Raw genomic sequence first — 13103 nt, forward strand, 5'->3', positions numbered from 1 at the left:
TTTTTACGTTGGGCTTCACCACAGTTTCCGATTTCAGTTTCCAAAATAAATTTACGGAAAATTTAAAATATATCCCACTTCCAACTTCGGGGTTCTAAGGTATATTCAAATACCTATTCGTCTGCAATGATATTTTCCATTTTTTGGAGGTTATTAAAAAGTCTTCAATTAAGGGAATGAATTCTCTCTTTTGCTTTTCGACCTAAAAACATAAAAAAGGAGCACTCCAACCCAAATGCCCCTTTTTTAGAGTTCTTAATCTACAATTATTCTTCTTGTGTACTTGGAACCTTCTATTCCAACAATAACATAATAGAATCCTGCATCCGCATTTTGTAGACTTACATTTGCCTTCCGTAATGGTTTTTTGAGCTTCTCATCTTTTATCAGTCTTCCGGATACATCAAAAACCTGAATAGTTTCGATTAACCCTACAGCTTTGTTTTCCACTATAAATTCACCATTATTTGGTATTGGGTAGACCAGTAAATCTTTATTTCCTAGGCCATTTTGTGAACTTGAAAGCGATTCCTCAATGATCAATGAAACATTATCCACTAATGCTTTCGAAGGCCCCGTATTACTCTCAGGGACGAATGCCGTAAAACTTAACACTATCGTTTCCCCTGCATACGCATTTAAACTTGCCAATATATCTTCACTGAACGAACTTTCTATTTGACCAATAGCTGGATCTAATCCAAATCGTATTTCCTCAACTTGAAATAATTGCACACCGCTTAAGTCGGTAAACCTTGCTTCAAAAATCCTTTCTTGAGTTGGATTATTATAGGTCATTTGATAATTTACCTTAAAATCAAAAGATAATATGGCACCATCTGCACTACCAATATCTGCAGGAACGTCAATTCTTTGCTCAAGTATATATACGTAACCGGCCTGACCATCAAACGACGTAAATGCCGCATAATTCCCGTCAGTAGGAACCACTTCGTTTACAATAGAACAAATTGAACCAGAATTATTTAACACGGTAAAATTATAACTGCAGCCAGAAAAAGCTGCAGTACCACTTACAGTCCATGGTGATAAATAGCCACACTCAAAACTACCGTTTACCAATAAATTATCACTATCCGAACCTGTATCACATAGTGTAGTAAAGCTTATTTGCTGTGTCCAATTACTGAAGTCATCCTCACCACAATCCTTTCTTAAAGAAGCATAGTAGGTAGTACTTGAATCAAGGTTATCCAGATTAACCAAATTTGATATTGAAGTTACCAGAGTTCCGTTGCCAGGCACAAATGGTGCCGTGCTATACTCTATTTCCCAACCTTCTGCATTCTCATCATCATCCCAAGTTAAAGACGCACTATTATCCGTTAAACCGATCACGTTAAAATTAGTGGGTGCCGGACAGGATATTAGCGTCCTAAAACTAATCGGCCCTACCCAACGGCTGAAGCCATCCTCATCACCGCAATTACTTCTTAAATAAACGTAATACGGTGTATCTTGTGTAAGCGACTCCAAAAGCAATGTATTGGATGATGCGCTTACACTGGTGGCTGCGCCTATCCCTGGAGTAAAAGGAGCTGTATTATACTCTACTTCCCATTCATCGGCATCAGCTCCATTTGTCCAATTTAAGGATGCTGTATTCTGGGTTATATTGGTCACTACAAATCCAGTTGGGATGTTACAAGAAACTTGGGTTCTAAAGGTAATGTAACCCGCCCATTCGCTATAGCCATCATCGGTACCACAATCACCTCTAACGTAGGCATAATAAAGCGTATCAGAAGAGAGGTCCTGTAACTCTATTTGATTGGTTATAGCAGTGGAAAGTGCTCCAACCCCAGAACCAGGACTGAAGAAACCAGGATAGTATTCTATTTCCCATTCGTTGACATTAGTATCCGTATCCCACTGCAACGTCGCTGTATTTTTAGTTAGTGAACTTACCGAAAACCCGTTAGGCCTTGCACAGGATTCCTGAGTTCTAAACCAAACAGAGCCTACCCAATTGCTTGTACCATTACCTGACCCACAATTGCTCCTTAAATATGCATAGTACAAAGTATCCGGAGATAGGTTTTCTATGGTAAAAACATTTGATGTTGCTGAAACCACAGTTCCCACTCCATTACCCGGTGAGAAAAATGAGGTATGGTATTCTATTTCCCATTCGCTTGTATCACTACTGTTATTCCATTCTATTGAAGCACTATTTTTAGTAACGCTATTCAACCTAAATCCAGTTGGCGCACTACAGGACACTAAGGTTCTGAATGAATAATAGCCCACCCAGTTACTATAACCGTCATCTAAACCACAATAACTTCGGAAATAAACATAATACCTTGTATCCTGCTGGAGATTATCAATGGTTAATGAATTTGAGGTGGTGGTAACCTGAGTTCCTACACCTGTTCCAGGGCTAAAAGCTGTAGTACTGTATTCAATTTCCCATTCATTGGCGTCACTACTGTTGGCCCATTCCATTGTTGCGGCGCTGCTGGTAATATTAGAAATTAGAATTCCAGTAGGTATATTACAGGATATTTCAGTTCTAAAAACGTAACGAATCCAATTACTAAATCCGTCATCTACACCACAATTACTTCTAATGTAAGCATAGTAACTCGTGTCAGGGGATAGGTTTTGCAACTCTTGTTGAGTAGATGTAGTAGTTATAACTGTACCAACACCAATACCCGGGGTAAAGAATCCAGGGTTGTATTCTATTTCCCATTCTTCAGCGCCGCTATTGTTTTCCCACTGTAACATGACACTGTTTTTTGTAATATCCGTAGCAACAAACCCTACTGGATCCGCACAATTCAATGGCGTTCTGAAAAATATATAACCCGTCCAAGCGCTGTAACCGTCTTCCGCTCCACAATTACTTCTCACATATGCATAATAATTTGTAAAGGGTGACAAATTTTCCACCAATACTGAATTGGTTGCTGAGGTTACAGTAGCTCCCACTCCATTTCCGGGTGAAAAGAAACTTGTGTGGTATTCAACCTCCCACTCTGTGGCATCACTTGCATTATCCCATTCCAGCACGGCACTATTCTTGGTAATATCTTTGGCTACAAATCCTGTTGGAACAGCACAACTTAAAGGTGTCCTAAAAGCTATATAACTTGCCCACCTACTATACCCATCTTCGGCTCCACAATTACTTCTCAAAAAAACATAGTAAAGTGTACTGGGAGTTAAGTTTTCAATATCTAATGTATTAGTCGTTGAAGTGATCGTTACACCAACTCCATTTCCGGGTGAAAAGAAACTTGTATGATATTCAACTTCCCATTCCTCTACATCCTCATTGTCATCCCATAAGATTGTAGCTCTGTTTTTAGTGACATCGGTAAACCTTAACCCTGTAGGAACAAAACAGGATATTTGAGTACGAAACGTAATATAGCCCATCCAGTCACTATAACCATCTTCCTCCCCACAATTTCTTCTTAAATAGGCATAATAGAAGGTATCAGGTGATAAGTTTTCCAAATTAATTGAATTTGTACTAGACATCTGAGTGGTACCAGTTCCAATTCCCGGAGTAAAGAAATTTGTATGATATTCTACCTCCCAACCTGAAGTATCTGGTAAATCATCCCATGAAAGTGACGCTGTGGAAGTTGTTGAGGAAACAAAATTGAAGTTGGTAGTCCTTGGACATAATTCTGTTGTAGTAAACCTAACAGGTCCAATAAATTCACTAGCATTACCTATATCGCAAACAGCCCTTACGTAAACGTCGTAAGCTCTCTCGGGCTCCAAATTGCTAAACTCATAAGTAGTAGTTGTAGTAAACACAGTCAGGGCCTCACCTGATGTAAATCCAGCAAAGCCATATTGTATTTCCCAATTGGTTTCATCATCTGTAGCCTCCCACGAGAATTCTGCAGATTTTCCCGAAATATTCGTAATTACTGGATTTATAGGATTAGTACATGATGGCAACTCATCAAAACTAACCTCATCGACCAAGATATCATTATATCGCTTACTGCTACTTTGGGTGTTTAAACGAACCTTAAAGGCTACCTGAATTTCATTTGATGTTAGCGCATACGTACTTAAGTCAATTACAAAATCTTTCCAAATACCCGTATCTCCGTCAACTACAATGATATCTTCAAATGCAACCCCATTCGAGTCTCGCAAAGTAACATATAGGGTGTTGTAAACTTCATTAATAATATTCTTACTAAAAGCAGAGAAAGTTACAGCCGGTAGGGTTAAGGACGAGATATCCACCCAAGGCGAATATAATATATAATCACCGTTAGATGCACTATAAGACCCATCTAACCAAGCATAGTTGGAATTCCGTAAAGGATTCCTATCCTGCACATTGGACGCTCCCGAACTGGCAAAGGTATTGAAACTCCAGTTTCCATTACTGCTCTGCTCCCAACAATCTGGGATGACGTTGGTAGTAACAAAACTCTCTGTATAAGGCGCAAGCAACGATTCACAGTCTGTTTTGAAAGTCTTTACAAATGACCAATCGCTGTACCCGTCATCAGCGCAATTGGCCCTGACATAAACATCATATTCAGTGTTAGAGATCAAACCTTCAAGAGTTTCTTCGTTTTCTGCAACTACCAAGCGAGTTCCATTACCCAATTGAAATCCCCGTACACCGTAAGCAATCTCCCATTCATTTTCATTGCCTGTACCATTGTCCCATGTAATGTCAGCACTAGTTGTGCTAACTGCTGTTATGTTAACATTTTGAGGAACAAAACAAGCCACAGGCGTTGTAAACCTTAGAGGCCCTACTATATCACTGAATCCACCTTCGGTACAATTTGCCTTAATGTAAACTTCATAACTTGTTTCTGGTGTCAATTCAGTTAATATTTTACTTGTGGTATTTGAGGTCACTTCGTTTCCTTCTCCCAAAACAAAACCTGCCACACCATATTCAACAGTCCAACTAGTTTCACTATCTGCCTGTTGCCAATCTAAACTCACTTGTTTTGCTTCCAAATTGCCATAGCTGAAATTAGTTGGTGCTAAACAGTTGGGTTTTGATTCACAGATTACCGTAGCTTCCCAGCCACTTCTTGTAACACTACCATCTGAGGTAAACAAAAACGTTAATGCACCACTCTCATGGGACGAGACGATTGTACCGGGATTAGTAGTATATGTCCCTATTAAAGGAGACTGGGCATCAGGCCCATCAAAAATTCGTAAGCGATCGCAACAAGTTTCCACCAAGAAACTATTAAACATTACCCTTACTCTTTCGTCTAAAGTATTCGGATGAATTGTGGTCAAGGTATTTTCCCGATTGGCATAATTTCCATTTGGACCCCCAGAATCATAAAACCTATCTCCACCACAATAGTCAAGGGAAGTAGTAAAATCGACTGGGCCGATCCAATCACTAAATCCATCCCCCTCAGCCTCACAACTAGCTCTAACGTATACTTGATACTGAGTATTAGATGACAGACCAGTAATTGCAACATTTGTTTCATTTACGACCTGGGAAGTTCCTGTCCCTTGAACAAATCCAAAATCACCGTACTCTAATTCCCAACTAGAAACGTCATTATTCAAATTATCCCATTCGGCGTTTGCCGTGTCGTTAGTGAAGCTAGTAATACGCAGGTTTGAAGGCGTTGAACACAATTCAGTGGTTGTTATTTTCAATGGGCCTACAGTTTCGCTAAATCCACCAACATCACAAATTGTTCTGATATAAATATCGTAGGCCGTCAGAGGTATTAAATCTGAAATTGTTACCAACTCCTCATTAACAGTTATTTTTGTACCATTTCCTTGAGAAAAACCGTCCAGCCCATATTCCAATTCCCAACTATTTTCGTCACCAACTCCCGTCCATACAAAGCTAGCTTCATCTCCTTTTATTTCAGATGCAGTAAAATCAACTGGCTCAAAACAATTTGGTTTTTCCTCACAAAAAACGGTTGCATCCCAACCACTAAAGTTTAAAAAACTGTTTGAAGTAAATACAAATGTTAGCGCACCAGAATCATGTGTAGATACAAATTCTTGACCCACTAACTCAGAACCAGTAAACGCCCCTAAAAAACTTCCGGTATTATCCTCTCCACTGTACACTGACAAATAATCAAATCCACTATGCACGTCGAAGGTATTGAAGAACACCCTAACCCTATCTGTTTCATTATCTGGGGCAATTTGGGTTGTAATACTTTCATTGTCTTCATAATTGCCGTCTGCTCCGCCCGAATCATAAAAGAGGTCTCCTGCACAATAGTCCGATTTTGTATAAACGCTATATGGTCCAAGGTACGTACTACTGCCCCCAACACTGCAATCTCCGGATACATAAAAATCATACTTTGTTCCAGATGCTAAACTCTCCGCTTTAAATAGCTTTTGATTTACTTGAGTCACAATCCCGGTACCCAATGTAAAGCCTGCCAAACCATACTCCACCGTCCATGAGGAAGTGCTTGATGCATCCTCCCATGTTATTTCAATAGATTCAATTTCTGTTGAAACCAAACTAATATCGGTTGGTGCAATACATCGCGTTGAAAAATTGAAAGCTGGAGAAAAATCCGAAGACCCACAAGGGTTAAAAGACTTTACCCTCCAATAATATTTTTGGTTGCCTTCCAAGCCTGAAGGCTGAAATGTAGTTTCATTTGTAACAAAGTCTTCAATAACATCAACAAAGGTATCATCAGTTGCAATTTGTACCTGATATGACACTGAATTGGCATCTTCATCCCAAATCAAATCCACTTCTAATGCCTCTGAAGTAGCATCGTTAATAGGTGAAACCAAATTTATTGCAACCGTATTCGCTGTATATATAGTAAATTGAAGATTAATATTTTTAACAATATTGGAAGTTCCAGACAGACCATCAACAGAGAAGTTATAGGTTCCTGTATCCAGTCCTTCTAATCCTGATAAGGTTACGATAAAAGGGGTACCATCCAAATGCGTTCCGCTGAATGTATCTACGGAAAACGTGGCATTAACTCCTGTTGGTAAATTAGAGGCTGAAATACCCACCTCTTCCTCAAATTCGAGGAAAGTTTTATATTCCAAATTAAATATGGCGTCTTCAGAATTACATGCGTCAACATGAGTTTCACCTGATAAAATTGCGTATTCCGATTTTAGGATCGCAAACTCTTCCTGATTGACTGCAAAATACACATTATCAACGGCCTTGACCATTATCCGCGCGCTTGATGTAGCTTCAACATCAGGTAAATTAAAGGTTTCCTCTCCATCATTATCCGTAATTAACAAACTGGATGAAAATGTGGCCCCTCCATCGATTGACAATAATATCTCCACCTGTTCAGTACTTATCGGTGATAAATTTGTCCCAGCCACATCCCAGGTAACAGTAACAGCATCCCCTACCGTCCATACTTCGGTGTTATCTGCCTGAGAAGTAACATTAAAGGGTCCTGCATTGGCATCTACATCAACAGCAATTGCATCTGCTGCTACCTGCCCCCCAATTAAATCATTGTCCCTTACAGTTAAAACAAAATTTAGCCTTCTTGATACTGAAGGGAGAACTTCCCATGTCGTATTCAAGTTATTGGCCAAGATATCGTCCAACCTAGGAAAGTATCTTTTGTTATCAGAGGTTGGTGGCAAAGATCTAAACATTGGTCCAAAAGTATTGGTGGACATAGGAGAAACTGTACTATTTGGGTCTTCCGGGTCGTTTTGCTCCCAGCAATAGGTCAATGTTTCATTCCCGTCAGGATCGGAAGCACTTCCCTCCAACACAAAAGCTGTACTTCTCGGAATAACATAATCTGCCCCTTCAACAACAACTGGGGCATTATTATTAGTTGGTATTAATTCCGCACAATTGGAATTGTCAATTGTCCAAATTGCTACATCCCTTATACTGGTGTAATTAAAATAATCATCAGAACTGGGTTGTACGTCTGGCGCACAGATACCGGCATAACTCATAATAGTACTACCACTTCCAGGTTCTACCTCGCTATTTAGACCACTTCTACAGTTTCTGCTACTTTGTGTATGATAGGCTCCAAATTGGTGACCAAACTCGTGAGCCGCCAATAGATTCATATCGTCGGTATCTGGATTTCCATGAACACTATAGGCCTGCCCTTTTTGCCCATCGGTACAAACACAGGCAATACAACCGGCATTACCATATTTTCTATTGGTTTCTTTATGGAATAAATGTCCTACATCATAATCGCTGTCGGAAAGCTCATTATTTAAAGTACTTACCAATTGGCTTCTTAAACTGATCCCGCTTGTAAATGGGTCGGTCGAAGGATTTAGAAATATTAAGGCATCAGAATTGGCAATTAACTGCATGGTAATGCCAAAATCACGTTCGAAAATACCGTTTAATCTGTTCACGGAATTTACCATCGCCTGCATGACCTTCGCTTTTCTTTCGCTATCGTCCACTTCCGAACCATCCAGGAACACCTGAGAATAATCCCCACTCACTGAAAGCGCTAAACGATATCTTCTGAGGTTCCCATCATCTACATCTCTATCTAAAATTCCACTTGCAAAACTATTTGGCCTTAAATAGTCCTCCATTTCGCATATAAATGTAGCGTCATCATTTAAGGCAGAATTAACCACAAACTCATAAAGTGCACTCCCCAAATTCCTAATCTCTCTTTTTTCGTGCAAATCACTTTCAAAAACCCCTTTGAAACCCCACTTAGAAGAATATGTAAACGCAATTGATTTATTGGTCCCATCTGTTGAAATGCCTCGATAGCTCTTAATATCAGGGAATTTCTCCGCTAAATCTGGATGCATTGTATTTGTCTCTTTAATGCGAAACTCCAACAGCTTACCATTGTCAACCGGAAAACCTAGCATTATAGGTTGATAGGCAGATATAGACGTTAGCTTTTGTTCAAAAGCATTCTGCTTAAGACTATATACTTCAGAGGTTGCACCATTTTTAGAAAGTACCCTTTTCCCAGGACTGGCTTTTTCCCAGACAACATTCTGGGAATTTATGGCCTGAAAAGAAATTAAAAAGTAAAAACAAAGGAGAATTGGGGCTTTTAAAAACTTGGAAGGTTTCTTTCTCATAGTTGAAATGTGAAAAAAAATATAACTTAAAGCAGCCAGAAGTGATAGGCTGATTTAAGTTAGTATTGTTATTAACTGGTTTTCTCAAATATGGCTTAAGTTTTTAGCTTGAAGAAATAAAACCGCCAAAAGGGAAATATTTTAGACGTAAGTTTTTACATTCATTAGATTCAAAAAAGTATTCCACTTTATGCTACCTTGGGCGATAAATATACGTAGGAATAAAAATTGAATAGGGCCAATGGTCATGAAAAACACATAAGTATTTGGTTACCAAAAACTTAGGGAATATTCAAATACTTATGTGTCTGTAGGGAAATTTTCCATTTGGGGTTTGCCATCACATAATCCACAATAGCTGGCACGGCCTTTTCACGTTTGCTCCACTCGGGCTGGAGATATAAAATACAGTTTTTATTGACTTTGGAGGCCTGCTCTTCTGCGAAGCGAAAATCGTCTTTGTTATATATAATAACCTTTAACTCGTCGGCCTTTTCACAAACCTCTTGAGTGGGCAATTTCAACTTTTTTGGCGACAAGCAAATCCAATCCCAAATTCCGGTTAATTTATAGGCTCCCGACGTTTCAATATGGGTTTGCAAACCTTCTGCCTTAAGTTTGGCTGTCAATGCAGTCATATCCCACATTAACGGCTCACCACCAGTAACTACAATGGTATTGCTATATTTTTTCGCATTATCAACAATTTTTTGAGTTTCGGTGGGTGGATGAATTTCGGCATTCCAACTTTCCTTTACATCACACCAATGGCAACCGACATCACAACCTCCAATACGGATAAAATAAGCCGCAGTGCCTTTGTGGTAGCCCTCACCCTGTATGGTATAAAACTCCTCCATTAAAGGCAACATCTCGCCCTTATCTACTAAATTTTGAATCTCTTTTTTCATTGGCTGGCAAAGATACAAATTCAAATATTTTTATGATTTCTTTGCGTTTTATCGGATTTTTATATCTTTACGTCGATTTTTAGTATAAATTGCTAATCTCTCAAACCCCGAGAATGAACAAAATAGCCTATGTGCTCGTGCTTTTTATTGCCTTTTGCCATCTTGGTTTAGCCCAAGTAGGTATTGGCACGACCAACCCTGATGCGTCGTCAGTACTGCATATCGAATCGACAGATAAGGGCATTCTAATTCCCAGATTAACTACAGCCCAGATTAATGCTATTGCCAATCCGGCGAATGGTCTTATGGTCTACAACACCGATATTGGTGAATTTCAATTTAATTGCGGCACTTTAGTAACTCCGGATTGGAGCAAAATTTCCCATAATAGTTCGGTAAAATACAGCAATACAGACACGGCAACAAACATCAATAATAATGGGGCATACGCCAACGTTCCCATTTTTGGTAATTTAGAATGGAACGATGATACGACACTCTATAACCAAGCTGGAAACACTTTAACCATCAATACTTCAGGCCGTTATCGCATAACGGTAAATATTGCATACAGAGTTCCCGCTATTGCGGGAAACACAGATCAAAGGGTGTCCGTGGAAGCACAAATTGCTATTAACGGCACACCTACGGGAACAATTGGAAACACAGGATACGTTAGGCATGCCAACAACCAATTGGAGGCTTCGTTGCACATTACCGAGGTTTTTAATATTGCCGCTGGGCAAACTATCAGCGTACAGACTATTAGAGGTGGCAATTCGGCTCCAGCAGTTATGCGTAGCGCAGGCACCTCCAATATCTACATTGAAAGAATAAAATAATACCATCCCCTCCAATTTTCTGGCAATTTCCTGTATTTTTATGCAAAATTGAAGCATATGAGTACGAAGGACAAGGATACCTTTTTTAAATACATTACTGAGGGCAACGCTACCAAAGGCGATTTTATCCCGATTGGCGCCGCAATGTTGGATGGTGAAACGATTGCTGGAGCACATGTTAAGATTCCACTTAAAACCATGAATCGGCACGGCTTGATTGCGGGAGCCACAGGTACCGGAAAAACAAAATCCCTTCAGGTTTTGGCTGAAAATTTGAGCGATAAAGGCGTACCTGTATTACTGATGGACATCAAAGGAGATTTAAGTGGCTTGGCACAACCGAGTCCCGGACACCCAAAAATTGACGAGCGCCACGAAAAAATTGGACTACCTTTTGAGCCAAAACCCTTCCCAGTTGAAATTTTGACTTTATCCGAGCAAAATGGTGTTCGACTTCGAGCTACCGTGAGTGAATTTGGCCCAGTATTATTATCCAGAATTTTGGATTTGAGCGAAACCCAATCAGGCGTAGTTGCAGTACTGTTTCAATATTGCGACGACAATAAACTACCGGTTCTTGATTTAAAAGATTTTAAAAAGATTCTGCATTATGCCACAAACGAAGGCAAGGAAGAGTTTACCGAAGCTTACGGACGTATTTCTACCGCTTCAACAGGAGCTATCCTTCGGAAAATTATTGAATTGGAGCAACAAGGCGCAGATTTATTTTTTGGTGAAACTTCTTTTGAAGTGGATGATTTGTTGCGAATTAACGAAGAAGGCAGGGGCTATATCAATATCATCCGATTGACGGATATTCAGGATAGGCCAAAACTGTTTTCAACCTTTATGTTGAGTTTATTAGGAGAAATTTACTCTACATTTCCTGAACAAGGCGATAGTGGCAGGCCTGAATTGGTCATATTTATTGACGAGGCCCATTTGATTTTTAACGAGGCTTCCAAGGCACTGTTAAACCAAATTGAAAGCATCGTAAAACTCATTCGTAGTAAAGGGGTGGGTTTATATTTCGTCACTCAAAATCCAACGGATGTACCGGAAGCTGTTTTGGGGCAATTAGGACTCAAAGTGCAACATGCCTTACGTGCGTTTACGGCAAAGGACAGAAAAGCGATAAAATTAACTGCGCAAAACTACCCTGATTCAGATTACTACGATACCACTGAAGTTTTGACTTCACTAGGAATTGGTGAAGCTTTGGTCTCGGCTTTGGACGAAAAAGGACGCCCTACCCCATTGGCGGCGACAATGATGCGCGCACCGATGAGCCGTATGGACGTGTTGACGGAAACTGAACTAGCTTCACTCCTTTCCAAATCGAAATTGGCCAAAAAATACAATGAAACCATTGACAGGGAAAGCGCATACGAACTGCTTAACGAAAAGATAAAAAAGGCGGAAGCCGAAGAGGCAAAAGAAAAAGCCAGAAAGGAAAAAGAAGAACTAGAAAAGGCCGAAGCAAAACGAAAAACATCTTCCAGAAGACGGAGTACACGTATGAACCCTGTGGTTAAGGTATTGACCAGTGCCACGTTTATTCGAAGTGTTTTTGGTATCCTGACCAAAGTGATGAAATAAAAACTAATTACATCTAAAAATTAGTGTAGTGAACGAATGTCAGCCTGAGCGCAGTCGAAGGCATTATAATAAGAGTTTTTTTAGCATTTCGACTGCGCTCAATGTGACATTTTATTTAATAAAACATATTATGACCCGAAACATTTTATATGGTATTTGCATTCTATTCATTTTGATTTCCTGTAAAAAAGAACAGGATCCATTCGAAATCTCAAAACGGCATGTTGGACTATTGACAGATTCTACATTCGTGAAAGATATTGAATGGGTTTTCAAAACCGATTCCGTAGTAAAACGCATCGGAGGCGATGAATTCACCGGAAATAAAAATCAGATAGAAATCTATGAAAAGGGTGGAAAACATTTATTATCCCTCACCCCTTCCCAAGCTTTAGATTCTGTTTCGGTGATTGAAACCGTTCAGATTATGGACGAGCGTTTTAAAACGGATAAAAACATTTCAGCATTAAGCACTTTTAAGGACATCGCGGATAACTATAAAATTTCGAGGATTGACAACCTCATTAATTCTATCGTAGTGACCGTGAACAGTATCAACGCCAGTTTCACTATCGACAAAAAGGAACTGCCCCCAAATTTAAGGTTCGATATGGACCTAAATATTGAAGCTACGCATATCCCTGATAACGCAAAGATTAAATACTTTTTCATTAACTGGCACTAA

Annotated in this window: 5 protein-coding genes; 3 read left to right on the forward strand and 2 right to left on the reverse strand. The window is 39.5% G+C overall.

Annotation, left to right across the window (positions count from 1 at the left end):
- Nucleotides 1–255: 255 nt before the first annotated feature.
- Both H7U19_RS12795 and H7U19_RS12800 read right to left on the reverse strand, forming a co-directional pair.
- Nucleotides 256–9066: a fibronectin type III domain-containing protein gene (locus H7U19_RS12795; protein WP_186562983.1), complete on the reverse strand. Its 8811-nt coding sequence runs from the start codon at nt 9064–9066 to the stop codon at nt 256–258.
- A gap of 281 nt (nt 9067–9347) precedes the next feature.
- Nucleotides 9348–9977, reverse strand: a complete 630-nt coding sequence (locus H7U19_RS12800; RefSeq protein ID WP_186562985.1) for a 7-carboxy-7-deazaguanine synthase QueE — start codon at nt 9975–9977, stop codon at nt 9348–9350.
- Nucleotides 9978–10090: 113 nt separating this feature from the next.
- On the opposite strand from H7U19_RS12800, the gene H7U19_RS12805 reads away from it, so the two are divergent.
- The 3 genes from H7U19_RS12805 (at nt 10091) to H7U19_RS12815 (ending at nt 13103) form a co-directional block, all read left to right on the forward strand.
- Nucleotides 10091–10819: a hypothetical protein gene (locus H7U19_RS12805; RefSeq protein WP_186562987.1), complete on the forward strand. Its 729-nt coding sequence runs from the start codon at nt 10091–10093 to the stop codon at nt 10817–10819.
- Nucleotides 10820–10876: 57 nt separating this feature from the next.
- The gene (locus H7U19_RS12810; RefSeq protein ID WP_186562989.1) at nt 10877–12418 is read left to right on the forward strand and encodes a helicase HerA-like domain-containing protein; all 1542 of its coding nucleotides are present in this window, start codon (nt 10877–10879) and stop codon (nt 12416–12418) included.
- A gap of 130 nt (nt 12419–12548) precedes the next feature.
- On the forward strand, nt 12549–13103 hold the full coding sequence (locus tag H7U19_RS12815; protein WP_186562991.1) for a hypothetical protein: 555 nt from the start codon (nt 12549–12551) through the stop codon (nt 13101–13103).

Source organism: Hyunsoonleella aquatilis (genome assembly GCF_014270105.1).
Classification (GTDB): domain Bacteria; phylum Bacteroidota; class Bacteroidia; order Flavobacteriales; family Flavobacteriaceae; genus Jejuia; species Jejuia aquatilis.

What these genes read in the sequence shown, in the direction of transcription:
- H7U19_RS12795 (WP_186562983.1), bottom strand. Translation starts at nt 9,066, where the DNA reads ATGAGAAAGAAACCTTCCAAGTTTTTAAAAGCCCCAATTCTCCTTTGT.
- H7U19_RS12800 (WP_186562985.1), bottom strand. Translation starts at nt 9,977, where the DNA reads ATGAAAAAAGAGATTCAAAATTTAGTAGATAAGGGCGAGATGTTGCCT.
- H7U19_RS12805 (WP_186562987.1), top strand. Translation starts at nt 10,091, where the DNA reads ATGAACAAAATAGCCTATGTGCTCGTGCTTTTTATTGCCTTTTGCCAT.
- H7U19_RS12810 (WP_186562989.1), top strand. Translation starts at nt 10,877, where the DNA reads ATGAGTACGAAGGACAAGGATACCTTTTTTAAATACATTACTGAGGGC.
- H7U19_RS12815 (WP_186562991.1), top strand. Translation starts at nt 12,549, where the DNA reads ATGACCCGAAACATTTTATATGGTATTTGCATTCTATTCATTTTGATT.